Origin of the sequence: Methylocystis heyeri (assembly GCF_004802635.2) — a bacterium.
In the GTDB taxonomy this organism is placed as follows: domain Bacteria; phylum Pseudomonadota; class Alphaproteobacteria; order Rhizobiales; family Beijerinckiaceae; genus Methylocystis; species Methylocystis heyeri.
Genome location: NZ_CP046052.1, coordinates 834325 through 859018, shown reverse-complemented (window position 1 = coordinate 859018; position 24694 = coordinate 834325). Strand labels below are relative to the sequence as shown.

Annotated in this window: 21 protein-coding genes and 1 tRNA gene; 14 read left to right on the top strand and 8 right to left on the bottom strand. The window is 64.2% G+C overall.

Annotated features, from left to right (window positions below; genetic code table 11):
* Positions 1–137 precede the first annotated feature (137 nt).
* Positions 138–1115 carry a methenyltetrahydromethanopterin cyclohydrolase gene (gene mch, locus H2LOC_RS03815; RefSeq protein ID WP_136495175.1) on the bottom strand — a complete coding sequence of 326 codons (978 nt, stop codon included), beginning with the start codon at positions 1113–1115 and terminating at the stop codon, positions 138–140.
* Between the two features lie 284 nt (positions 1116–1399).
* On the opposite strand from mch, the gene H2LOC_RS03810 reads away from it, so the two are divergent.
* On the top strand, positions 1400–1864 hold the full coding sequence (locus tag H2LOC_RS03810; protein ID WP_136495174.1) for a GreA/GreB family elongation factor: 465 nt from the start codon (positions 1400–1402) through the stop codon (positions 1862–1864).
* A 3-nt stretch (positions 1865–1867) separates the two neighbouring features.
* On the opposite strand, the gene H2LOC_RS03805 is transcribed toward H2LOC_RS03810, so the two are convergent.
* Positions 1868–2590: a ParA family protein gene (locus H2LOC_RS03805; protein ID WP_136495173.1), complete on the bottom strand. Its 723-nt coding sequence runs from the start codon at positions 2588–2590 to the stop codon at positions 1868–1870.
* Between the two features lie 238 nt (positions 2591–2828).
* Between H2LOC_RS03805 and H2LOC_RS03800 the strand changes: the two genes are divergently transcribed.
* The gene (locus H2LOC_RS03800) at positions 2829–4142 is read left to right on the top strand and encodes a replication-associated recombination protein A (protein WP_136495172.1); all 1314 of its coding nucleotides are present in this window, start codon (positions 2829–2831) and stop codon (positions 4140–4142) included.
* Positions 4143–4385: 243 nt separating this feature from the next.
* A complete protein-coding gene (locus tag H2LOC_RS03795; protein ID WP_136495171.1) occupies positions 4386–5291 on the top strand; it encodes an outer membrane protein in 906 nt (301 codons plus the stop codon).
* Positions 5292–5801: 510 nt separating this feature from the next.
* On the opposite strand, the gene H2LOC_RS03790 is transcribed toward H2LOC_RS03795, so the two are convergent.
* The 3 genes from H2LOC_RS03790 to H2LOC_RS03780 all read right to left on the bottom strand — a co-directional run bounded on the left by H2LOC_RS03790 (position 5802) and on the right by H2LOC_RS03780 (position 9735).
* Entirely contained in the window at positions 5802–8243 is a 2442-nt protein-coding gene (locus tag H2LOC_RS03790) for a TIGR02302 family protein (protein WP_136495170.1), read from the bottom strand.
* A gap of 112 nt (positions 8244–8355) precedes the next feature.
* The gene (locus H2LOC_RS03785) at positions 8356–9012 is read right to left on the bottom strand and encodes a 3'-5' exonuclease (RefSeq protein WP_136495169.1); all 657 of its coding nucleotides are present in this window, start codon (positions 9010–9012) and stop codon (positions 8356–8358) included.
* 102 nt (positions 9013–9114) lie between these two features.
* Positions 9115–9735 carry a hypothetical protein gene (locus H2LOC_RS03780; RefSeq protein WP_136495168.1) on the bottom strand — a complete coding sequence of 207 codons (621 nt, stop codon included), beginning with the start codon at positions 9733–9735 and terminating at the stop codon, positions 9115–9117.
* A gap of 82 nt (positions 9736–9817) precedes the next feature.
* On the opposite strand from H2LOC_RS03780, the gene H2LOC_RS03775 reads away from it, so the two are divergent.
* From H2LOC_RS03775 to H2LOC_RS03750, 6 genes are all read left to right on the top strand, one after another.
* Positions 9818–10315, top strand: a complete 498-nt coding sequence (locus H2LOC_RS03775; protein ID WP_136495167.1) for a hypothetical protein — start codon at positions 9818–9820, stop codon at positions 10313–10315.
* A 148-nt stretch (positions 10316–10463) separates the two neighbouring features.
* Entirely contained in the window at positions 10464–11648 is a 1185-nt protein-coding gene (rlmN, locus tag H2LOC_RS03770; protein WP_136495166.1) for a dual-specificity RNA methyltransferase RlmN, read from the top strand.
* Positions 11649–11733: 85 nt separating this feature from the next.
* A complete protein-coding gene (locus tag H2LOC_RS03765; RefSeq protein WP_136495165.1) occupies positions 11734–12657 on the top strand; it encodes a metallophosphoesterase family protein in 924 nt (307 codons plus the stop codon).
* 10 nt (positions 12658–12667) lie between these two features.
* A complete protein-coding gene (locus tag H2LOC_RS03760) occupies positions 12668–12979 on the top strand; it encodes a cupredoxin domain-containing protein (RefSeq protein ID WP_136495164.1) in 312 nt (103 codons plus the stop codon).
* Positions 12976–13527 (top strand): sigma-70 family RNA polymerase sigma factor, encoded by a 552-nt coding sequence (locus H2LOC_RS03755; protein WP_246206973.1) that lies wholly within the window; start codon positions 12976–12978, stop codon positions 13525–13527. Before H2LOC_RS03760 ends, H2LOC_RS03755 begins: the two co-directional genes overlap by 4 nt.
* The gene (locus H2LOC_RS03750; protein ID WP_136495163.1) at positions 13524–14312 is read left to right on the top strand and encodes an anti-sigma factor family protein; all 789 of its coding nucleotides are present in this window, start codon (positions 13524–13526) and stop codon (positions 14310–14312) included. Before H2LOC_RS03755 ends, H2LOC_RS03750 begins: the two co-directional genes overlap by 4 nt.
* Before the next feature lie 97 nt (positions 14313–14409).
* Here H2LOC_RS03750 and H2LOC_RS03745 read toward each other — a convergent pair whose 3' ends face one another.
* Complete coding sequence (locus tag H2LOC_RS03745; protein ID WP_246206972.1) at positions 14410–14931, bottom strand: disulfide bond formation protein B; 522 nt, start codon at positions 14929–14931, stop codon at positions 14410–14412.
* Positions 14931–15512 carry a YqaA family protein gene (locus H2LOC_RS03740; RefSeq protein ID WP_136495161.1) on the bottom strand — a complete coding sequence of 194 codons (582 nt, stop codon included), beginning with the start codon at positions 15510–15512 and terminating at the stop codon, positions 14931–14933. The genes H2LOC_RS03745 and H2LOC_RS03740 overlap by 1 nt, the downstream gene beginning before the upstream one ends.
* 143 nt (positions 15513–15655) lie before the next feature.
* Between H2LOC_RS03740 and H2LOC_RS03735 the strand changes: the two genes are divergently transcribed.
* From H2LOC_RS03735 to H2LOC_RS03725, 3 genes are all read left to right on the top strand, one after another.
* A tRNA-Leu gene (locus tag H2LOC_RS03735) sits at positions 15656–15740 on the top strand.
* A 170-nt stretch (positions 15741–15910) separates the two neighbouring features.
* Positions 15911–19204 carry a type ISP restriction/modification enzyme gene (locus tag H2LOC_RS03730; RefSeq protein WP_246206971.1) on the top strand — a complete coding sequence of 1098 codons (3294 nt, stop codon included), beginning with the start codon at positions 15911–15913 and terminating at the stop codon, positions 19202–19204.
* Positions 19205–19292: 88 nt separating this feature from the next.
* Positions 19293–19592, top strand: a complete 300-nt coding sequence (locus H2LOC_RS03725) for a hypothetical protein (RefSeq protein WP_136495159.1) — start codon at positions 19293–19295, stop codon at positions 19590–19592.
* A gap of 215 nt (positions 19593–19807) precedes the next feature.
* On the opposite strand, the gene H2LOC_RS03720 is transcribed toward H2LOC_RS03725, so the two are convergent.
* Positions 19808–21706: a methanol/ethanol family PQQ-dependent dehydrogenase gene (locus H2LOC_RS03720; protein WP_136495158.1), complete on the bottom strand. Its 1899-nt coding sequence runs from the start codon at positions 21704–21706 to the stop codon at positions 19808–19810.
* A gap of 327 nt (positions 21707–22033) precedes the next feature.
* Here H2LOC_RS03720 and H2LOC_RS03715 point away from each other — a divergent pair, with 327 nt between their 5' ends.
* A complete protein-coding gene (locus tag H2LOC_RS03715; RefSeq protein WP_136495157.1) occupies positions 22034–23002 on the top strand; it encodes a helix-turn-helix domain-containing protein in 969 nt (322 codons plus the stop codon).
* Positions 23003–23147: 145 nt separating this feature from the next.
* Entirely contained in the window at positions 23148–24665 is a 1518-nt protein-coding gene (gene exaC / locus H2LOC_RS03710; protein ID WP_136495156.1) for an acetaldehyde dehydrogenase ExaC, read from the top strand.
* The last annotated feature ends 29 nt before the right edge of the window (positions 24666–24694 follow it).

Sequence of the window (24694 nt, the reverse complement as noted above, 5' to 3'; positions counted from 1 at the left end):
GGGGGTAAGCGCCCTTCGCCAAAAGCTTCTGCGCTTTACCCGATCATCCCAAGAGGCTCCGCCTGCCGAATCTGGGCGCTTTCTGCGGCCGGGACAAGCCCGACCGCAAAATCCGGCGGCGCGACGGAAACCCGACGTCAGCCGAAAGAGGCGTCGAGCAGCTTCTCGTCGATAGCGCCGGCCCTGAAGGTTTCTCCGGTCTCGATCGCGGTCACGACCGCTTCCGCCGGCGAGAACAGGCTGGGGTCGATTTTATAGAAATCGCCCTTGTAGGCCTTGAAGACCTCGGCGAAGGGCCGCCCGTAATCGCGCGAATTGCTGCTGGGGAGGTTCTTCGCCAGCTCGGCGGCGGCCTCGGCCGATCCCTTCACGAAGAGATGGGCGCGGCCGGCGTAGATGATGGCGTCATTGGTGCGGCCCATGGCCTGGATGAAATCGGGATGGGGCGGCGACAGCGGCGCAGTCGCGATTCCGTCCACGATGTTCTCCAGCGGGAACTTGAGCTCGTGGGCCTTGTGCAGCGCCACTTCCAGCACGCGCCCGACCACCTGCACGCTGCCGGCGAGGCTCTGCGTCGGGGCGTAAACGAAGGCGACGTTCGCGGGCTCGACCTTCGCCGCGGCGGCCACCTTGGTCACGACTTCCGCCGGCGGCGGGCGGTCGCCCTCCAGCACGATGGTCACGCGCTCGGCCTTGTCGCTGTAGGGCAGTTCCTCGAACAGCTTCTCCACCCGGGCCTGGGCGCGGCCGGGGCCCGAGCCCAGCGCAAAGAACTTTTCGTGCTGAAGGCTCCAGCCGGCGTATTGGCTGGCGAGGCAGGCGACCACGGGATCATTGCTCGAGACAGTGAGCCAGAACGGCCATTTCGCCGCGCCGGGCGAATGGGCGAGCGAAACGCGGCCGAGACCGCCCATGCAGATTTCGGTGAGCAGCAGGCCCGCCTCGACGCCGCCCGCCGCTTTGGCGCCGGCGTCGATCAGGAGTTCGCCGAGCGAACCGCGCGACACGGAAACCCGGTAACGATCCGCGCCCGCGACAAGCCTGTCGACGATATCTCCGGCGAGTTTGTTGACGCTCGCTGTCGCGCGTCCGCTGAAATCCAATGCTCCGCTCACTTGCTCCGCCCCTTCGATTCTTGAAGATCGGACGTCTTGCGCCCGAGGCGCGGCCGACGCGCGCCGATCGGAATGTCTTCTACTAGGCTTTGTCCCCGAGCGAAAGCGCGCGCCTCCCCCGCGCGGATCTCATCCCGGACCTCGCCCGCCAATTCGGCAGGAGCCTTATCGCCCCCTGCCCGTTTTCATCCCATATTGAGGTTCGGCCTCCGCAGCCCCATTCTGAAGCAATGAGGGCCGAGCCGCGGCTGGGCTTGCGTGAAAAAATAAGCAGCGAGAAAAATATGAGCAGCGCCTTCATTCGCGAACAGGACGACATCGTGCGCGAGGACCTCGCCGATCGGCCGGTAAGCCGGTTCCGCAATCTGGTGACGCCCGAAGGATATGCGCAGATCGAAGCGGAGATCGCCCGCCAGCAGGCCGAGGCCGAGCGCGCGACCCTTGCGGCCGACCTCCATGCCCAGGCGCTGGCGCAACGGGAGCTGCGTTATTGGATCTCCCGACGCGGCAGCGCGGAGGTCGTCCAGCCCATAGCCGACAAGTCGCTGGTTCGATTCGGACACAGCGTCACGCTCGAACTCGCCAGCGGCGAGAAAATGTCGTTCCGGATCGTCGGCGAGGACGAGGCCGATCCGGCGAAAGGGCTGCTCCCCCATGTCGCGCCCCTCGCCAAGGCTCTGTTCGGCAAGAGCGTCGGCGACACGGTGGAGGCGATTCACGAAGACGCGAGAATCGTCGCCATCAAATGAAGGTCATGCGGCTTTCGCGGCCTTTGCGGCGGGCTTGGGCCGTCCCGGCCGGGCCGACTCGGTTTTGGCCGGAGCCGGCCTGGCCTCGACCCGGGCGGCGGGGATCTTTTTCAGCCGGCGCTTCACGCTGGCCCAGAGTTCCTGCATTTCCGCGGCCGCGACGCCGTAAGGGTTGAGTTCCGCGGCGCCCAGCCCGTGGCGAGCGGCTTCCTGGTAGTCGACGCGAGCCGAAACGAGAGGCGCGAGCAGGCCGCCCATCGCCTGCAGCGCCTTGGCGCCCTGTTCGACGCGGGCGTTCTGCTGTGCGGGAGGGCATTGGTTGAGCAGGAACACATATTCCTTGCCGGCTTCCTTGACCCTGACGCGGGTCGCTTCGCTCGCCCACAGGTCGAAAACGTTGGGGCGCGCTGGAACGATGCAGAGGTCGGCGGCATGGATAGCGGCGCAGGAAACCTCCGAATCCTGGCCCGGCGCGTCGATCACGACGAGCGTCACGCCTTTCTTTTCCAGCGCCTCCAGCGCCCTGGGCAGCTTCGCGAGCGGAACATGCTCTACGGCGATGTCGCTTTCTCCGCGGACTTTCGACCATTTTACCAGCGACTGGAGGGGATCGAGATCAATAATGAAAACCTTTTCGCCGGCTTCGCTCGCGGCGACGGCTATATTGCTCGCAAGGGTGCTTTTTCCTGCGCCGCCCTTTTGCGTAACAAATGCGATTGTGCGCATGTAGTTTTTCCTGAGCTGGATTAGTTATGCCATACGCTCAAACGGGATGCACATGGACGCTCATGCGGCGAAGAGGGTCATTCCCTTAAAAAACAACGCCGTCTGCGAGCCGTTAATAAATCCTGAAGGGTTAACGGGTGGTTAATTCGGATGCGGCCATGGTAATATTCGACGCCTGCTGGAAAAAGACTTTGGTCTCCACAGCTCAGTCGCAGACGCGGGTTTCGGGAGACTGTCCATGAGCGATCTTTTCGCCGCCGCAGGACTGGAGAAAGACGCTCCCCGCCCCCTCGCCGATCGGATGCGCCCCAAAAACTTGAGCGAAGTGGTCGGGCAGGACCACCTGCTCGGTCCAGAGGGCGCGCTCACCCGGCTCCTGCGCGCCAATAGTCTCGGTTCGCTGATTTTCTGGGGGCCGCCGGGCACCGGCAAGACCACCGTCGCCCGCCTGCTGGCGCATGAAACCACCTACGTCTTCGTTCAGCTTTCGGCGATTTTTTCGGGCGTGGCCGATCTCAAGAAAGCGTTCGAAGCGGCGCGCGCCCGGCGCCTCGCCGGCCAGGGCACGCTTCTGTTCGTGGACGAGATTCACCGTTTCAACCGCGCCCAGCAGGACAGCTTCCTCCCCTATGTCGAGGACGGTTCGGTCATTCTGATCGGCGCGACGACGGAGAACCCCTCGTTCGAACTCAACGCCGCCCTGCTCTCCCGCGCGCGGGTGATGACGTTCAAATCCCTCGACGAGGAGGCGATTCGAAAACTGCTCGCCCGCGCGGAAAACGTGGAGGGGAAACCCCTGCCGGTCGACGCCGACGCCCGCGAGGCGCTGATCGCCATGGCCGACGGCGACGGCCGCGCCGCACTCACATTGGCCGAAGAGCTCTGGCGGGCCGCAGAGCCCGGAGAGACGTTCGACCGGCGCAAGCTCGCGGAGGTCGTGCAGAGACGCGCGCCGATCTACGACAAGGCTCAGGAGGGGCACTACAATCTCATCAGCGCCCTGCACAAATGCGTGCGCGGTTCAGATCCCGACGCCGCCCTCTATTATTTCGCCCGCATGCTGGACGCCGGCGAGGATCCTCTCTTCCTCGCGCGGCGAATCGTCCGGATGGCCGTCGAAGACATCGGACTGGCCGATCCCCAGGCCCTCGTCGTGGCCAACGCCGCCAAGGACGCCTACGACTTTCTCGGCAGCCCGGAGGGAGAGCTCGCTCTCGCCCAGGCGGTCGTCTATGTGGCGACCGCGCCCAAATCCAACGCCAATTACAACGCCTACAAGGCGGCGCAGCGACTCGCCAAAGAACACGGCTCCCTCATGCCGCCCAAGATCATCCTCAACGCGCCTACCAAGCTCATGCAGCGCGAGGGATATGGCGAGGGATATCAATATGATCACGACGCGCCGGACGCCTTCTCGGGCCAGAACTACTGGCCGGAATCGCTGGGGCGAAAAAAGCTCTACAGGCCGGTCGAGCGCGGATTTGAACGCGAGATAGGCAAACGTCTCGAATACTGGGAGAGATTGCGCAGGGAAAGAGGAGACGCTTCGTAACTCTTTGTAGAAAAACGCTTTTGACCTACATCAACCAGGCCAAATCTGTGGCGAAATTGTCACGTGAGGCAACAATCGCAAGCTGGACCTGGGTTTTGGCCGCCTTTCGATTGACCATTCTCCTAACCAACGCTTAAACCTTGTGCATCGACGAGTTCACAGCGACTCGCCGCCCGGATTGAGGGTCTGGATGCGAGGCAGTTCTCTTCCCGACCCGCCAGCTCGAATAATGAGGCGAATAAAATGACCAAGTTCACTGCCGCCGCCAGCGTCGTTCTGGCGCTCGTCGCCGGATCGGCCTTCGCCGCCGACCTTCCCTCCCGCAAGGCCGAGCCGGTTTACGTTCCCCCGGCGCCGACCTTCACCTGGACCGGCCTCTACGGCGGCGTGAACATCGGCTACAGCTTCGGCGCCGGCGGCAATGAAAACGGCGGACTGGGCTACATCGTGACCAACGCCCCGGCCGGCACTCCTCTGCCCGGCGGAGCCGCCTGGAACCTGCCGAGCAACATCAACGGCGTGACCGGCGGCGGCCAGGTCGGCTACAACTATCAGTTCAATCCCTGGCTCGTGATCGGCCTCGAAGCCGACATCCAGGCGTCCGACGCCCACAGCCAGAGCGCCGGAGCCGGCGGCGCCGCGACCGTCGCCCCGTGGTTCCCCCACTCGGCCCTGGTCAATTCCACCAAGAGCGTCGACTGGTTCGGCACCGTGCGTGGCCGCGTCGGCCTGACGCTGCCGTCCTATCCGAACCTGATGCTCTACGGCACGGGCGGTTTCGCCTATGGCCAGGTCGTCAACTCCTTCGGCGTCAACGACGTTTACGTCTCGCCGACCGGCCCGAGCGGCGTCGTCATCGGCCCGCGCGGCTCTTATGACAACACCAACACCGGCTGGACCGCGGGCGGCGGCATCGAGTGGACCCCCCTGCCGTATTCGGCTTTCTCCGCCTTCTCGGTCAAGGTCGAGTATCTCTACACCGACCTCGGCAACACCACGGTCTCCGGCACGAGCCTGACCAGCTTCCCCGGCGGCGGCCCGGTCTTCGCTTACAGCCATACCTCTCCGACGCGCTTCAGCACCATTCGCGCCGGCCTGAACTGGCACTTCAATCCTTTCGCGGCCGCTCCGGTCGTCGCCAAATACTGAGCTTCGCGCTTTCAGCCGAGCTTTCGGAAACCCGGCCTTACGGCCGGGTTTTTGTTTTGCGCGATCAGCGGCGTCCAACCGCGCCGCTCGATAGCGCCTTGTCGTAATTGACGAAACAGTTTTTGCGGCGGCGCCTGGACAATCCCTCGCGCTGAGGACTCCGCCAGCGCGCGCTTTTATATGGTTGCCGACTGATCTGACGGGATCGACCAATCCCCTCGTCCTGAGCGGGTCTCGCAGAGGCCGTCTCGAAGGGGCGTCTTCTGGAGCATCCTTCGAGGCCTTTTGCGTTCAGCAAAACGCGCCTCAGGATGAAGGCTTCGAGTCGGCGTCGGTGCGCATCCCCCTCGAGGTCACTGCGAGGAGCGAGAAAAGATGCAATCCAGACCAACCGACGCGCCCTCTCTGGATCGCCGCGGAGCGTACGCTCCGCGCGATGCCAACGCGACGCCGCTTCATTTGGCGAGCCCAAACAGTCCGAGCCCGACCCATGCCCAAGATGCGATTGGATCAGCGTTTCAGCAGGCGCTGGAGGTAATCCAGCTCCTCGGCGGGCCGCTCGGGCTGGCCGAGTCGCCGCCGCACCTCATCCTGCACCTTGCGCGCCCTCTGCGCCGGCGGAAGGCCCATAGGGTCGTAGCGCGAATGCGAATCATAGCGACCCTGCGCTCCGGCGGCGCGGCCGAGCGGGTCCTGGCCGGACCCCATACGCCCGCGCGATTGCCCGCCCTGGCCGCCGTCGCTGTCTTCTTCGGCCTGGCCGTCTTCGCCCTTGCCCCGCTGCGCCAATTCGTCGGCTCCGCGCCGCAGGGCCTGCAGCGCCCGCCCCTGAGCCTCCACCGCCTTGCCCGCTCCGGCTTTGCCCTGCTCCAGGGCCTGCTCGGCTTCCTTCATCGCCTTGTCGGCTTCGTCGAGATCGGCGGGCGCGCCTTCGCCCGAGCGACGGAGCGCGTCGCGCTGGCTTTCCAGGCGCTCGCGCAGGGCTTTCTGCCGCTCGGCGGCGCCCTTCTGCGCGCCGTTGCGCCCCGCCTGAGGGCGCCCTTCCGATTTTTCGGCGCCGCCCTGGTAGGTTTCGTCCCGCAGCTGCTGTTGTTCGCGGGACAGTCTGTCCAATTCGGAGAGGCTCTGCCCGCGCTGGCGCATCTGCGAATTCGCGCCGCGCGAGCCCTGTGAGGGCTGCAGATTCTCCAGCAGATTCGTGAGCTGATCGAGCAGCGCCTGAGCGCGCTCCGTGTCTCCCGCTTTGTTGGCCTGATCCAGTTCCTCGAGCATTTTGTCGAGTTCTTCTTTGGATATCTCGCGCCCTTCCCCGGCCTGGCTCTGGGCCGTCGCTGGATTGCGGTCTCGCTGCGCCTGCTCGGACATCCCCTGAAGGAATTTGGCCATGGCGTCGCGCAACTCTTCGGTCAGCTTCGCGATTTCCTGCTCGTCGGCGCCGCGCGCCAGCGCCTCCTTCAGATTGCGCTGGGCGGCGCGCAGATCGCGCTCGGCCTGGTTGAGATCGCCGTCCTCCAGCCCGAGAGCCATGGCCCACAGCAGGTCGGCGACTTCCTTCAGTTCCTCGTCGCTGCGCTCGCCCTCGAGATCCCGGCGCGCCATGCGCAGGCCCAGATATATCGAGGACGGCGTATCGAAAGCGTCCGGCGCTATGGAGAGCGCGTCGAGCGCGAGCCGGACCTTGCCGCGATCGTCGGGATCGAGCGCGAGCTTGCGCCGCTGTTCCGCCAGCGCCCGCGCCAGCGGCTTCCTGAAATGGCGCTGCGGCAGCGTCGTCTCGATCGGCTCGGACAGGCCGACATTGCCGCCCTCGTCGCGCGCCTCCAGCCTCAGCGTCGCCTGCGCTCCGGCCCAGGGACTGTCGGACAGGTCGAGCGTGGTCTGCGCCTCCCCGCGCCCGCCCTGGTCCTGCGGCAGGCTCAAGGGCAATGACGGCGGCGGGAACAGAACCCGGCGCCCCGGGGGAAGCGAGAGAAGCGCCTGCGCGCCGATCACGCCATAGTCGTCCTCGCTCTTGTAGGCGAGCGTCATCGAGCCGCGAAAATTGTTCTTCGGCGGCTCCTTCAGTTCGATCCGGGGCGGGTTGTCCGGGATCACGGCGAAGTTGAAAGCGCGTCCGTCGGGCAATTTCAGCCGTGCCGGCCCGGCGAGCTTGAACCGCTGTTCGGCAGGCCCGGCCTTCGGCGCCTCTCCTTCCCCAGCCAGGGGCTGCAACGCGCCCTCCGTCTCGACCCGGCCGCCAAAACGCACGCGAAGAATCGAATTGACCGGAACCTCGACCGTCTGGCCGATGTCCTTGTCTTCGAGGACGAGCGCCTGCCGTCCCGTATAGGGCGGCGGATCGAGCCAGGCGTCGAAACGCACCGTCTCCCTGGCCGCGCCGGCGCCCCGCCAATCGAAGGCGGCGCGCAGTCTCTCGGCCTTCCTGTCGCCGGCGGCGAAAGCCATGGCGACGGCGGCGACGAGCGCGAGCGCGCGCAAGGCGTAAGGGTCGCGCTTTTCGATTTCCGGCCGCGGCGGAGCGATGCGCAAAGCGCCGAGCGCTCTCTCGAGCCTCCGGCGATGCGCCTCCCAGAGCGTCGCCGTCGCCGGGTCCGGGTCTTGCGCCGCCAGCCGATCCTCCAGCGCGGTCGCGGGACGCAGGCCGCTGCTGTCCCCGCCGTCGAGCCGCCTCAAGGCGAGGCTACGGCTGGGCCAACCCCGCAACAGCTCTCTCAGGCACAGGGTCAGCGCCGCCTGACCGAACAGGGCGACGCCGATCACGCGGAAGAGAGGCCCGACTTCGAGCCAGATTCCCGACCAGGAAAGCGCGAGGAAAAACAATGCGAGGCTGGCGAGCGCGGCGCCGAGGCGCAGCGCCCGCTCGGCGAGCAGCATTCTCTGCGACCGCCGCGCCATCAGCTCCAGCATGGCGAGATCAGGCCGTTCGGCGGCTTTAGGCTTCCAGAACTTCATGGGCGCTCCAGGCCCGCGAGTTTATCCGATTGAATGGCGGATGTAAGGAAACTGTTTCAGCGCGAGCGGGCGACGAAGAAACCCGACCGACGCCGCTCGCGTCCAGGCCCCATCAGGCGAGAGCTTTTTCGCGGCGCCGCGCTTTGCGTCTGGGCAGCGGCCCCTCCGGCCGCGGCGGAACTTCGCGCAGGTTCTGAAATCCGGAATCCGCGACCGCAGAGAACGAGGTCTTGTAGAGCGGGCTTTTATGCAGCCAAAGATAGACCTGCATGGCGAGCCAGGCGTCATGCAGCGCGTCATGGCGCTCCCGCTGGCGCCCGAGGCCCAACCTCTGGCAGACGCTCGACAGCGAGGCCGATCCGCCTTGCCCCGAAGCGCGATAGGCCGCCATCGTGCAATATCGTTCGGCGGCAGGCATGGCGAGGCCGCAAGCCTCGAATTCTCTTTCGAGAAACGTAAGATCGAACGCCGCGTTGTGAGCGACGAAAAGCTCGCAGCCGTTCGCGATCCGGTGGATCTCGGAAGCATGGTCGTCAAAGGGGTCCTGGTGTCTCAGGAACCAATCGTCAAACCCGTGGACCTCTTCGGCTTTGGGATGACTTTTCCTGCCGGGATCGAAAACCAGATGGAACGGCTCGAAGTCCAACACGCCTTTTGACAGCTTAACGGCGTCGAGCTTGATCGCGCCGATGGATACGATCTTGTCGTCCCCGCCCAGGCCGGTCGTCTCCACGTCCAGGAACAGCGCAAAAGAACGATCGTCCGTCATGCAAGCCTCGCTTTGGAGGCCAGAATTTCCTCAGAATCAGTCAAAGGTCCAGCCCAACCCGTTCATATCCATCGCGCGAAACGCCATTCCACACGGCCAGCGCTACCGGCATTTGCCGTTCGACGCCACATCCTGCCGCTGGGAAATATATTCGCCCGTTTCATGCGAGCACCAGCCGACCGTCCGGCTTCGGGAGAAAGTGCTGTAATAGGCCCAGCGGTCCACATTCGGCAGCGGATCGCCCGATTCATGACCGAAATCCGGAGATTGAAGCGTCGCCTGCCGATAGCCTGAGACGCATTGCTGTAAAAAGGCTTGTTGCAGCCGCTGGACTTCGGCGGGGGACTTCATGATCCAGCCCTGAAATTCCGAGCGCCAACGCGCCTCGCATGCAGGGGATGTGTAAATATATTCTGCGGGCTCCGCCCGGTATTTGTAGCCGCTGGCGGCGTTCGCCGGGAGCATAGCCTCGCCGATCAATTCGGACAGGGTTACCGGATAGAACGAATGCCGCGCCCGATAGCGCTCCAGCGCCTCGATCGTGGGCTTGGCCAGCTCGATCGTTTGCTTGAACCGCTCCTCGGTCCAACTATCATGGCCGAGCCTGAACGAAATCGAGAAGGCTCGGGTCAGCGTATCGAGAAGATAGAGCAGGATGAGCGCGCCGAAAATGGCGGCCGCCTTCCTCCATTTCAGGGACATCGAATTTCCTGTCCGGGTCATCCAATCATCCAGCCATAATCTCCTAATCGAATCCGTCCCCGATAACCACTCCTGTTCGACTCCACGACCGCCCGAGGCCCTCATGACGCCCAAAAAAACTGCCCCCGACGCCGCGTCAGCGCCCATCGCCGACCTATCCGCCCTTCCGCAGCAGGTCGCGGCGATAAGAGACAAGATTTTGGCCGCCTGCGACAAGGGCGAGCTGGAAGCCCTGCGCATCCCGATAGACTGGAACGAAACCCGCCCCATGTTCGAGCGCGGCGCGGGAAAACATCCCGCCGGAACAGACCCTATCGCCATTCTGCGCGCGCAGTCCTTCGACAGCCGCGGATTTGAAATCCTCAATCTCGCGCGGGCAGTGCTCTCGCAGCCCTACGCCAGGATCCAGCGCGGGCCGGTGACGATCTACGAGTGGCCGGCATTCCCGGGCCCTCCCGCCACCGAAGCCGAAGAACGGGCGCAATGGAGCTGCGTGCGCTTTTCCGATCTCGCCCACTCCCAGGAGGAAGGCCGCCCGCGGGTCATGCGCATGGGCTTCGGCGCCGACGGCGTCTGGCATTATTTCTGGAGCGAGACCTGATCGGACTCACCTGGCGCGGGATCGCCTCCATATGCCCGCCAATGATCATGGAGGGCCCTTCGCCCATCGCCCTGAACAAAACCCGCCGAACTCACGCAAAGACGCGTTTCCCCGTGCTATAGTCCGCGCGTCAACTTCGAGGTTTTAAATGTCTTCGTCCGCCACGGCCCCGGCCTCAGCGCCCGCCGCCCAAAAGCCCTCCCTCGCCGGGCTCACCCGCGCCGAGCTTCTGGAAGCCTTGCGCGGGCTCGGCCTGCCCGAGCGCGAATTGCGGATGCGGGTTTCGCAGCTCTGGCACTGGATCTATTTCCGCGGCGCCGGCGACTTTTTCTCCATGCTCAATGTCTCCAAGACCTTGCGCGAGCGGCTGGACCAGAATTTTTCATTGGAGCTGCCGGAGATCGTCGAGGAGCAAGTCTCCGCCGACGGCACCCGCAAATGGCTGCTGCGCCTCGCCCAGACCAGCGTGACCGACAGGCCGGCCGAGATCGAATGCGTCTATATCCCAGAGAGCGACCGCGGCACGCTCTGCGTCTCCTCGCAGGTCGGCTGCACGCTGAATTGCTCCTTCTGTCATACCGGCACGCAGAAACTGGTGCGCAACCTCACCTCTCGGGAGATCGTGGGCCAGCTCATGGTGGCGCGGCGCCGGCTGGGAGATTTCCCCGGTTTCGAGCGCCCGACCGACGGGCTGGTTCCGAGCGGCGAAGGCGTGCGGGCGGTGTCCAACATCGTGTTCATGGGCATGGGCGAGCCGCTCTATAATCTCGAGAATGTCGAGAACGCCATAGAGGTCATGAGCGACGGCGACGGGCTGTCGCATTCCAAGCGCCGCATCACGGTTTCGACCTCGGGGGTCGTGCCCCAGATCGAGCGGCTCGGCGAGGAATGCGGGCCGATGCTGGCGATTTCGCTCCACGCCGTGCGCGACCCCCTTCGTAACGAGCTGGTGCCGCTCAACAAAAAATACCCCATCGCCGAGCTTCTGCAGGCCTGCCGGGATTACCCCGGCGCCTCCAACGCGCGGCGGATCACCTTCGAATATGTGATGCTGAAAGGCGTCAACGACTCGCCCGCCGAGGCGCGGGAATTGGTGCGGCTGTTGAAGGGCGTGCCGGCCAAGATCAATCTCATTCCCTTCAACCCCTGGCCCGGCGCGCCCTATGAATGCTCGGACTGGGAAACGATCGAGCGCTTCTCCGACATCGTGTTCAACGCCGGCTACGCCAGCCCGGTGCGCACCCCGCGCGGGCGGGACATTTTAGCCGCCTGCGGCCAGTTGAAGAGCGAGACTGAAAAGCTGCGCGCACGGGCGCGATTGGCGGTGGAATAAAATAAATACCGCCGCGCGGGAATAAACGCTTCCCCCATGCGGTCTCATAGACGTCCGGCGGCAAACGCCGGGGGGAGAGACCGCAATGAGCAACGACATCGACATCAGCCGCCGGCAGGCGCTGAGCTGCATGGCCTGGGCCGGAACCGGCCTTCTTTGGACGCTCGAAGGCGGCGTGCCGACCTCGAGCCTGATCGGCGCGGCGCAGGCCGCGACCTCGGGCTTTTCCTTCGCCCAGATTTCCGACAGCCATATCGGCTTCAACAAGCCCGCCAATCCCGACCCCAATGCGACGCTCGCCGAAGCCGTGGCCAGGATCGGCGCCTTGCCGGCGAAGCCCGCCTTTCTGATTCACACCGGCGACATCACCCATCTCTCGAAGCCTAAGGAATTCGACGACGCCGACCAGCTCATCGGCGCCGCCAAGCTCGATGTTCACTACACTCCGGGCGAGCACGACATCGTCGACGAGAACAACGGCGCGGCCTTCCTCGCCCGCTACGGCAAGGGTTCGAACGGCAAGGGCTGGCGCAGTTTCGATCACGGCGGCGTCCATTTCGTCGGCCTCGTCAACGTGTTCGATTTAAAGGCGGGCGGCATGGGCTATCTCGGACCGGAGCAGCTCGCCTGGCTGGCCGGGGATCTCGAAGGCAAGAGCGCTTCGACGCCCTTGGTCGTTTACGCCCATATGCCGCTGTGGACGATCGCAGCGGAATGGGGCTGGGGCACGCAGGACGGCGCCGAGGCGCTCAAGCTCTTGTCCCGCTTCGGCTCGGTGACCGTGCTCAACGGCCATATTCACCAGATCATGCAGAAGGTCGAAGGCGCCGTCACCTTCCATACCGCCCGCTCGACCGCCTTTCCGCAGCCGGCGCCCGGATCGGCGCCCTCTCCCGGCCCCATGCTCGTGCCCGCGCAGCAGCTTCGCTCGGTGCTGGGCGTCACCGCGGTGACGCTCAAAGAGGTCAGGAAACCGCTCGCGGTCGTCGATACGACGCTGAGCGCTTGAGGAGGCGAGGATGAGACGCACAGCTTTGGCCGTCGGACTCTGCTTCTTTCTTTGCGGCGCGGCGCGCGCGCAAGAAGCCACGGTGACGATCGACAATTTCGCCTTCACGCCCAGCGAGCTCAAAGTGAAAGCGGGCGCGAAGGTGACTTTCGTCAATCGCGACGACATTCCCCATAATGTCGTCGGCGAGACGGTGAAGTTCCGGTCGAAAGCGATGGACACGAATGAAAGCTTCGCCATTACTTTCGACAGACCGGGCGAGATCGCTTACTTTTGCGGCCTGCATCCGATGATGAAGGGCAGGATCACGGTCACACCTTGACAAACGAAAGCGGCAAAGAGCCCGGCGAAGCGGCGCGAAGACGCTTTCGGGAGGAGGCGCTGCCTCATCTCGACGACGCCTATTCGCTGGCGCGCTGGCTTGCGGGCAATCGCACGGACGCCGAAGACATCGTGCAGGACGCCTGTCTGCGCGCCCTGCAGGCCTCTCCGGAACGAAGGGTTGAAAACCCCCGGGCCTGGTTGCTGACCGTCGTGCGCAACGCCGCTTACAACTGGTTTGCAAAAAACCGCCCGGCCGCGCTCGTTCTCGCCGGCGGGGCGGAAGACGTCGAGACCCGAGCCGGCGCGACGGCGCCGAGCGCGCCCGCTCCCGACGCCGCGCTGATCGAGGCGGCCGACCGGCGGGCGGTGAACGAGGCGATCGAAGCGCTGCCCCTGCCCTTCAAGGAAACGCTGATCATGCGCGAAGCGAACGGCCTTTCCTACCGCGAGATATCCGAGGCCACCGGCGTTCCCATCGGCACGGTGATGTCGCGCTTGGCGCGGGCGAGAGCGATGCTGATCGAAAAATTGGGAGCCTCGTCATGACGCACGACGACGAGAGCCTGGACCTGCTGCTGAACGCCCTGCTCGACGGCGAGTTGGACGCCAAAGGGGCGCTGGAGGTCGAGCGCCAGATTGCGCAAGACCCTGCGCTCGCCGAGCGATATGTGCGGATGGCGGCCTTGCGCAAGGCGCTCGCCGCCCACATCGGAAGCGAAGCGGCGCCGGAAGGACTGCGCCGCCGCATCGCCGCGCTGGCGGAACCGCTGGAAAGACCCGCGCGGCAAAAGAGAGACTGGCGCGGCTATGGCTCGGCGATCGCAGCGACCGCGCTGCTCACTCTCGGGCTGCAGCATTTCGTGGAAGTGGCGACCGCGCCGGACGCCGCGGTGGAGGCCATCGTCTTCGCCCATATGCGGGGCCAGATTTCAGGCCAGCCCACCGATGTGGCTTCAACCGACCGGCACACGGTCAAACCCTGGCTCGCCGGCAAGCTGCCGGTCGCGACGATCGTGGTCGACCTCGCCAGCGAAGGCTTCCCGCTGGTCGGCGGGCGCATCGACATCATCGAAGGCCTGGCGGCGCCGACGCTGGTTTATAAACGGCGCGCGCATCTGATTTCGGTGACCGAACTCGGCAAGACCAGCCGCGACTTTGGAAAAGAGCCGCGGATGCAGACCCTGGACGGCTATCCCGTCGTCGCCTGGTCGATGGAAGGCCGCGGCCTCGTCGCGGTGTCCGATCTCGCGCCTGCCGAGCTGCTCAGCTTCGCCGAGCTGTTCCGCACCGCTGCGGGCAAGGAACTCCCCGGCGCCGCGAAGCAACCCTAAAGTGTTTTCATGTTTCACGGAAACACGAAAACACTCTAAGCTTTTGTTTTGACGCGTTTCCTACGCCGAACCGGCTTCCACTTCGGCTGGAAACGCTCTAACCTTGCCGCGAAGCCCGCCGCCAGCCCCATAGCGCGACGGCGGCGAGGCCGAGTGAAATCACAGCGCTCCACACCGCAAGGCTGAGGCCGAATATCAGCAGCGCGGGCTCGTCGCAGCGCACGGGCTTAATGTGCTTCAGCTGCGCCATGAAATCATCGGCGGAGAGAACCCCCGATAGAGCCCCGGAGCACTCGGTCGGCCCCTGCCAGAAATGCAGCTCGACGCCGGAGTGATAGGCCGCGATCCCGGCGCCTGCGGCGAAGACGACGCCAAGGCCGATCAGCCCCCAGCGCGCCAGGGCGATGCGGCCGCGCCAGGCCGAAACAGCGGTGAGCGCGGCGAGCCCTATGCCGACATAATAGGGCTTGCGCCCGAGCAGGCAGAGTTCGCAGGGGATATAGCCCATCCCCTCCATGGTCCAGGCGCCGGCGATGGTCGCCACAGCTACGGCGAGGATCAGCAGCGAGACGACGCCGACCGTCACGCCGGCGCGGGCCATGGCGGACGCCCCGGCCATCAGAACAGCTTTACCGCGACGACGAAGCCGCCGACCACGATGGCCGCCATGGAGCCCATGAACCAGCCGAAATGGGATTCGAGCTTGTCGCGGATCTGATCGCCGAAATGGTTGAGCGCCGCCGCGATCACCAGAAACCGCCCGCCGCGCGTGATCAGCGCCAGCAGCAGGAACAGCGGGAAATTATAGGCGAACAGGCCGGAGAAGATCGTCACCAGCTTGAAGGGAATCGGCGTAAAACCCTTCACCAGGATGAAGATGGCGCCCCATTTGGCGTAGAACTCGCGCATGGCGTCCATCTTGGCTTCATAGCCATAGAGATGGATCAGCCACTGCCCCACCGTGTCATAGAGCAGCGCGCCGATGGCGTAGCCGAGAGCGCCGCCCGCGACCGAGGCGACGGTGCACAGGGCCGCATAGCGCCACGCCTTCTTGGGCTCGGCCAGCGACATCGGCACCAGAATCACATCCGGCGGTATCGGGAAGAACGAGCTTTCCGCAAATGCGATCAGCCCCAGCGCGAGTTCGGCGTGCGGGCTCGACGCCAGCGACATGGTCCATTGGTAGAGTTTCTTGAACATTGGCCACCGATAGCACCGGGCGAAAGTTTAAGAAAGCGAGCCGCGGCGCGAGACGGTTTAATACATGGAAACTTGACGGCGGGTTGACGGCGGCGTTTTGGCGGCTAATATCCGCGCCGCGCGACGGCTTTGCGCCGCTCGTCGCCCCTGTGGCGGAATTGGTAGACGCGCTCGACTCAAAATCGAGTTCCGCAAGGAGTGCTGGTTCGACTCCGGCCAGGGGCACCAATTGCGCTGTATCACAGTACGCGCAGAATTGCGCCCCCTTGGGCCTGATGCCCATCAGCCTCCCCGCTAACCGCACAATTTGGCGGCCAAAAATTTAATGGGCTTGCGGGAACGCCGATGCTGCCACATCGTAACCGCGAACGATGCCCATCTCAAATTGTGATTCGAGAGTGACTTCTTCGCATTCCGTTTCCAACGCCATCTCGACATTTGGGGCGAGTTGCAAAGCCAAGCTCGCGAATAAGGCCGCGGCCGGCGCGCCCGAGGACCAGTTGCGCGCGCCGTTGGAAGCGCTCTTCGAGGACCTGACGTCGCTTATTGGTCTACCAGAAAAGACTGTTTCGTTGGTCGGCGAGAGCACGCTGAGCGCGCTAGCCACTCGTCCCGATTACGCCGTCACGGTTCAAAATGCGCTCGTCGGCTTCATTGAGGTCAAGGCGCCGGGCAAGGGCGCCGACCCGCGCCGTTTCACGGACGAGCACGACAAAAAGCAGTGGATGAAGCTCAAGTCGTTGCCGAACCTGCTCTATACCGATGGCAACGCCTTCAGCCTTTGGCGCAATGGCGAACTCATCGACAAGCTTGTGATGCTTGAAGGCGACGTCGGGAGCTCCGGCGCGAAGCTCGCGGCTCCGGCTAGCTTCCTGCCTCTGATCTCTGATTTCCTGATCTGGAGCCCGACACCACCGCGCTCTGTCCCCCAATTGGCTCAGACTACGGCAAGACTTTGTCGCCTCTTGCGCGACGAGGTCACGGAGGAGTTGGAAGCGAAAAATCCAGGCCTCACCTCATTGGCGACCGAATGGCGCGGGCTGCTCTTCCCGCAAGCGACCGACGCGGAGTTCGCCGACGGCTACGCGCAGGCGGTTACCTTCGGCCTGCTTGTCGCTCGCGCTCGCGACATTGAGTTAAAGGACGGGATCGACAAAGCGGCTCTGGCGCTGAAAAAGACCAACTCCTTGATCGGCACCGCGCTCCGTCTGCTGACCGACAGTTCTGAGGTCCAGCAGGCGCTCGACAGCGCTCTCCGCACGCTCGCTCGCGTGCTTGATGCCGTGCACTGGCCGACTCTGACCAAGGGCGCCGCCGACGCTTGGTTGTATTTCTACGAGGACTTCCTCGCCGTCTATGACAATGCGCTCAGGAAGCGCACGGGCTCCTACTACACTCCGCCCGAGGTCGTCGCCGCCATGGTGCGGCTCGTGGATGAGGCGCTGCGGGAACCGGCGCTATTCGGCCTGCCCCAGGGGCTCGCCTCCCATGACGTGACCCTCGCCGATCCTGCCGTCGGCACGGGCGCTTATTTGCTGGGCGCATTGCAGAAAATTGCGCAGACAGTGGAAAACGACCTCGGCCCCGGCGCCGTGCCGGGCGCTGTCGCCGCCGCGGTCAACAGGTTGATCGGCTTCGAGATGCAGTTCGGCCCCTTCGCCGTGGCGCAACTACGGCTTATGGCTGAAATCCAGACGTTGATGAGCGTGAAGGATGGCGACGGCGGCAACCTGCCCGCCTTGCGCCTATTTATTACCGACACCTTGGGCGATCCTTACGCGACGCAGACCCAGTTCTCCTCACTGACGGCCCCGATTGGCGAGTCCCGCAAACAGGCAAACGACATCAAGCGCAACGAGAAGATCACCGTCGTCATTGGCAATCCGCCTTACAAGGAGAAGGCGAAGGGGCGCGGAGGCTGGATAGAGCAAGGTAGCGCTGGCCGGCCATCTGCAATGGATTCGTGGTCGCCGCCGCCGGCATGGGGCGTAAGCGCCCATGCCAAGCATCTCAAAAATCTCTATGTCTATTTCTGGCGCTGGGCGACATGGAAGGTCTTTGGCTCGGGTCATGCTGAAACTACCGGCGAACCAGAGCCAAGTCGCTCGGGAATTGTCTGCTTCATCACCGTCGCAGGCTTTCTGAACGGGCCAGGCTTTCAGAAGATGCGCGACGATCTGCGTCGCGACTGCTCGGATATTTGGGTGATCGATTGCTCGCCGGAAGGCCACCAGCCGGAAGTGCCGACACGCATTTTTCAAGGCGTGCAGCAGCCGGTCTGCATCGTGCTTGCCGTACGCCCGCCCGGAAAAGACAGAACGCAGCCGGCGCGGCTGCATTTTCGAGCACTGCCCGAGGGAAAGCGTGAGGAGAAGTTCAAGACGCTCGCTGAGATGTCAGTCGCTGGCGCCGGGTGGGCCGCTGGGCCGAACGGCTGGCGCGATCCCTTTCTCTCCCAATCGCAGGGCCTCTGGGCAGATTTCCTCCCGTTGAAAGCGATTTTCGGGTTTGAGAGTTCGGGAGTCCTCTGTGGGAGAACTTGGGTGATCGCTCCCGACGCCGAGAGCTTGAAAACTCGATGGGATAAGCTGATCGGCGAAAAAGACCCTGCGTGTAAGGAGACACTTTTCCACCCAACGCTCCGCCATGGGGAGCTTGCTGACCGTCATACAAATAAGGTCGTCAAGGACGGTTTAAATGGGCATGAGAAGCGGGAGACAACCGTCGCGAATGATAAAGGCCCAGTTATCAAGCCCACGCGCTATGCGTGGCGAACCTTCGATTTACAGTGGATTATCCCGGATAATCGCCTGATTCTTTCCGCTCGCCTGCCTTTGTGGAACAGCGTTTCGAAAAAGCAAGTTTTCGCAACCGCTCTAGACGCAAGTTCGCCAGTTTCCGGCCCGGCTCTGTCGTTTGCCGCAATTGTCCCAGACCAAGACCATTATAAGGGCTCCTTTGGTGGTCGCGTCTTTCCGCTATGGCGAGACGCCGCCGCTACCGTCCCCAACATCAGACCCGAACTGATCCTCCATTTTGCAACCGCCTATGGCTTCCAAGTTGGCGCGGAAGACGTCATGGCCTATATCGCCGCCCTTCTCGCACATCCGGCGTTCACGAGGCGTTTTCAATCCGACCTCATACGACCTGGCCTCCGAGTTCCGCTCACCGCCGACGCGGCGCTGTTTTCGGAGGCCGTAAAGCTCGGCAAAGAGGTCGTCTGGCTCCATTGCTATGGCGAGCGTTTCTCTGACCCCAAGGCAGGCCGTCCCGCAGGCCCTCCGCGCCTGCCGAAAGGCGAAGGCCCGGTTATCCCGGCGGGCGGCGGCATCCCCGGCGCGCCGGAGGCCCTGCCGAATACAATGGAGTATGACCCCGCCACGCGACGTCTCCGCATCGGCGCGGGCGTGATCGACAATGTGCCGCAGACCGTCTGGGATTACGAAGTCTCCGGGAAGAACGTGCTGCGTCAATGGTTCAGCTATCGCAAGCTCGACCGCTCTCGCCCCATTATCGGAGATCGCCGCCCGCCCTCGCCGCTCGACAAAATCCAGCCCGACCATTGGCTCGACGAATACACGACCGACTTGATGAATCTTCTTCACGTCCTTGGCCGGCTGGTGAAGATCGAGCCCGCGCAGGAAGGCCTTCTTGAACGCGTCTGCGCAGCGCCTCTGCTCCCGCCACCGTGATGGGTTGTGGATTATTCCAGGCGCGACTACAGGCCCGCCGCTCCTTCGGATATAACGGGACAGCTACATAGACAGAGCGTTGAAGGCAATGACGGACTACGCCCCCGATCTCTTTGGATATCGACCGGCACAAGGCGATCTATTTGGCGGTGATGCCCCAATGGCAACGCCGACGCCAAAGGTCGACCCGGCCGCAATCCGCCTGCGCCTGCACGCGATGCTCGGCGAGGTGCGCGCCGTTCGTGAAGGATCGCCTTGGTCCCCGTCGACAACGCGGCTCAACCAACTGATCTTTCCCCAAATGGCGAACTGGCTGCCGGCTGAGGAGCGCGATCAATTACGCCTTGAGTTCGACGCCGAGCTGGAGCGACTCAGCCTGAAATCGTAGAGGCGCCTTGGCGGCTCTGAGGGAGGGGGCGGTGTGCCGAGCGCCCCTGGGCAGGCGGTAGATCATTTTCGCCCCGAGCTACCCGCTCAACCCTGGCGCCGCCGGGTCATCCGACCCACGCGTCCGCCGCCGCCAGCCCCCCCAAAAAACCCGCGCCCGGCGTCCCGTGACCGGGAGGCGCCAGGCGCGAGAACTCGGCGCAGACGGTCCGGGTTTTAATCCCGGAGGGAGAACACCGTCAGCACGCCGCCGAGCGCCGTGTAGTTGGAAAGGCTGCGATAATTGCCCACCGCGCCGAGGCCGTCGTTGCTCTTGGTGAGGCCGGCCGCAAGGCCGATGCCGGCCCAGCCGCCGACGCCCGACAGCACCGCGATATATTGCTTCCCGTTCACGACATAGGTGATGACATTGCCGATGATGCCGGAAGGCGTCTTGTGCTTGAACAGTTCCTTGCCGGTCCTGGTGTCGACCGCCTTCAGATAGCCTTCGAGAGTGCCATAGAAGGTCACGCCGCCGTCGGTGGAGACAGCGCCCGACCACACCGAGAACTGCTCCTTGTTGGCCCACACGATCTTGCCGGTCTTGGCGTCCCAGGCGATGAAATTGCCGGTGTGGGTTTCGCCCTTGGCGCGGTCGGCGGGGAACATCTCCACCGAGGCGCCGACATAGGGCTGGCCCGCCGAATAGCTCACGCGGAAGGGTTCGAAATCCATGCAGACATGGTTCGTGGGGACGAGGAACAAGCCGGTCTTGGGATCGTAGCTGGCGGGCTGTTCGTCCTTGGAGCCGAGCGTCGTCGGGCAGGCGCCCTGCGTCGTCGCGTCTTCGCCGTGCTTCTCGGGCGAGAATTTCTCGTCGACGACCGGCCGGCCATAGGTCTTCGACTCCTTGTCCATGTCGATCCTGGTCGCCCAATTGACCGCCGGATCGAATTTTTCCGCGACCAGCAGAGAACCGTCGACGCGATCGAGCGTGTAGCCGAAGCCGTTGCGGTCGAAGTGAACCGCCGTCTTCACTTTCTTGCCGCCGATCTCCTGATCGACCAAAATGAGTTCGTTCACGGCGTCATAGTCCCACTGGTCGTGGGGGGTGGTCTGATAGACCCAGCGCGCCTTGCCGGTGTCGAGATCGCGCGCCCACAGAGTCAGAGACCAGCGATTGTCGCCGGGCCGCTGCACCGGATTCCAGGTCGAAGGATTGCCGGTTCCGTAATAGATCAGGTTCAGTTCCGGATCGTAGCTGTACCATCCCCAGGCGGTTCCGCCGCCGAACTTCCACTGGTCGCCCTGCCAGGTGTTGATGCCAGAGTCCTTGCCCACCGGCTTGCCGAGATGCGTCGTCTTTTCGGGGTCGATCAGCGTGTCGCTGTCCGGGCCGGTCGAATAGCCGCGCCACACCAGAGCGCCGGTCTTGATGTCATAGGCGCTGATCTGGCCGCGCACGCCATATTCGCCGCCGGCGTTGCCGACCACCACCTTGTCCTTGAACACATGCGGCGCCGCGGTCGAGGTCTCGCCTTTCGAAGGATCGCCGAATTTGACCGACCAGATCGGCTTGTCTTTTGATTTGCCAGCCGAGGCGCCGGTCGCGGCGTCGAGCGCGACCAGCGTGGTGTCGGCCTGCGCGAGGAAGACTTTTCCGTCGCCATAGGCGAGGCCGCGATTGACGGTGTCGCAGCACATCACCGGAATGACGGTGGCGTCCTGCTGCGGCGCATATTTCCAGAGGACCTTGTGATCGGGGTCCTTGAGGTCGAGGGCGTAGACCACATTGGGGAATGGCGTATGCAGATACATCACGTCGGTGACATAGGCCGGCTTGACGACTTTGCCGTCGTTCTGCTCGGCGGGTATCTTGACGTCGTGGATCACCAGCGGCGCGCCTTCGTGACCGCGCAACACGCCGGTCGAAAACTGCCAGTCGACGACGAGCTTGCCGACATTCTCCGTCGTGATCTGCTTGAGCGCCGAGTGGCGGAGGTTGGCGTAGTCCCCCGTCGGCGACACCCATTGTGTCGGGTCCTTTTGCAATTCAAGCAATTCGTCGGCGCAGGCGCCATTGCCTAAAGCGAGCGTCAGCATCGCGAAAGACGAGGCTGCCAGGAACTTCTTCATTGGTTTTCCTCCGTGGCGCGACGTTTCTTGAAAAAATCGGCTCGCTCCCGCGGCGGGTGACAGCGCACGCCCGGGAGCCGACGTGCGCTGTCTGTCGAGAGGAGGAGCAAGAGCCGGTCTTTCGGCTCGCGCCGCTGGAGAACGTCCATCAGGGCGGCCGCGACCGCCAGTGGGGCGCGGAGGATCGCTGCGCCGCCTGTCGCAATTCTGCGACGATCGCTCCGATCAATCCGCATTGCGCCAGAGGCTCGCCCGCGCTGGAGCCGCGTGCATCCCGATCGGAAAGGGCTTATGCTCGGTCTTTCCTTCTTGCGCCGGAGAGACTTAATGGTCGGGCGGATCGCACATAGGCACACGGATCTGGTGCGTTCGGTCGTCCAGAACGAGATTGCGCCGGCGACCTCGGCGATCGCCGCGAGCTGGCGCCGCTCGATGACGGTGCATGGGCTCGATCCCGGCCAGAGCCGCCCGCCCGAGGTCCTCACCGAAGCCGAACTGCGCCAGGCCCGCGCGGAACTCGAGCCCTTGGCTCATGTGGCGCAAGCGCCGCTCGATCGGCTGTTCGGCGCCGTCGCCGAGCTCGGCTGCTGCGTGTTGCTGACCAACAAGGAAGGCGTGCCGATCGAAGGCCGCGGAACCGACGAGGTCGTTTTCCAGGACTGGGGACTGCGGCTCGGCGCAATGTGGAGCGAGGCGCGCGAAGGCACCAACGGCATAGGCACCTGCCTCGCCGAAGCCCGCATGCTCACGATCCATCGCGACCAGCACTTCCGCGCGCGCAATACCGGCTTGAGCTGCACCGTCGCGCCGATTTACGACCATCAGGGCCGACTCGCCGCCGCTCTCGATGTCTCCTGCTCCCGCGAGATAAAATCGGAAGGGCTGATCGGGCTGATCACGGTCGCCCTGGCCGACGCCGCGAAAGAAATCGAGGCGCTCAATTTCCGGCAATTCTTCGCCGATGCGCGGATTCTGCTGTCGCCGGGGGCCGGCCGAAAAGGGGCTTCGCTGCTTGCCGTCGATCGCCATGATCTCATCATCGGCGCAACCCGATCGGCACGGCTGGAACTCGATATCTGCGACGCCCGCATCGCCGCGCAGCTGCCGGCCATAGATCTCCTCTTGCCCAAAAGCGGCGGCGGCGAGGCCGAACTGGTCGAAGCCGAACGCGGCGCGGTGCGCAGAGCGCTCGCCCGCGCCGAAGGCAATGTTTCTGCCGCGGCGAGGCTGCTCGGGGTCAGCCGGGCGACGCTGCACCGCAAGATGAACAAGCTCGGCATTTCCAATACGCACTGAAAAAATCGAACCCGCCCGAGTGTCGCAAAACTGCGACAGACTGCGCCGGGGCCTATCGTCCGACGCTGGCGGACGGCGCCCTATGGGTAGAGTTTTCTTCGGACGACGCCGGAACAACGGCGCGTAACCAACCGAGGAAACCCCCATGAACAAGCCGGCCTTCATCCGTTCGATTCAACCGAAGTTCAAAGAGCGCTACGGAAATTTCGTAGGGGGCCGATGGGTCGAGCCTTCGAGCGGCCGCTATTTCCAGAATCCGTCTCCGGTCAACGGGCAGATCCTTTGCGAAGTTGCGCGTTCGGACGCCGCGGATGTCGAGGCGGCGCTGGACGCCGCCCACGCGGCGAAACACGGCTGGGGCAACACCAGCGTCGCACAGCGCGCGCGCATCCTGAACCGGATCGCCGACCGCATGGAGCAGAATCTCTCCCTGCTCGCCGAAGCCGAGAGCTGGGACAACGGCAAGCCGATCCGCGAGACCACCTTGGCCGACGTGCCGCTGGCGATCGATCACTTCCGTTATTTCGCCTCGGCGATACGCGCGCAGGAAGGCGGCATTTCGGAAATCGACGCCGACACCGTGGCCTATCATTTCCATGAGCCGCTGGGCGTCGTCGGCCAGATCATCCCCTGGAACTTTCCGCTGTTGATGGCGGCCTGGAAGCTCGCCCCCGCGCTCGCCGCCGGCAATTGCGTGGTGTTGAAGCCGGCCGAGGTGACGCCGCTTTCCATTCTGGTCTGGGCCGAGCTGGTCGCCGACCTTCTGCCGGCGGGCGTGGTGAATATCGTCAACGGCTTCGGCGTCGAGGCCGGCAAGCCGCTCGCCTCCTCCAAACGGATCGCCAAGATCGCCTTCACCGGCGAGACCTCGACCGGCCGCCTGATCGCCGGCTATGCCGCCGACAGCCTGATCCCCGCGACGCTGGAGCTCGGCGGCAAATCGCCCAACATCTTCTTTGCCGACGTGATGGCGGAGGACGACCCCTTCCTCGACAAGGCCGTGGAAGGCTTCGTCATGTTCGCCTTGAACCAGGGCGAAGTATGCACCTGTCCCAGCCGCGCTTTGGTGCAGCGAAAAATCTATGACTCCTTCATGGAAAAGGCCCTGAAGCGCATCGGCGCTATCGTGCAGGGCGATCCTCTCGACCAGAGGACGATGGTCGGCGCCCAGGCCTCCCGCGAGCAGATGGAAAAGATCCTCTCCTATATCGACATCGGCCTCGCGGAAGGCGCCGAACTGCTGATCGGCGGCGGCAGGGCGGAACTGCCGGGCGATCTCGCCGGCGGCAATTATGTGCAGCCCACCGTGTTCCGCGGCCACAACAAGATGCGCATTTTCCAGGAGGAGATTTTTGGGCCGGTGCTGTCGGTCACGGTGTTCGACACCGAGGAAGAAGCGGTGGAGATCGCCAACGACACGATTTTCGGCCTCGGCGCGGGCGTGTGGACCCGCGACGGCAGCCGCGCCTACCGCATGGGCCGCGCCATTCAGGCCGGGCGTGTCTGGACCAATTGCTATCACGCCTACCCCGCCCATGCGGCCTTCGGCGGCTATAAGCAATCAGGCGTCGGCCGCGAGAACCATCACATGATGCTCGGCCACTACCAGCAGACCAAGAACCTGCTGGTGTCCTACAATCCGAACAAGGTCGGGTTTTTCTGATCGCTCCGACCTGAACGAAGCCCGCGCGG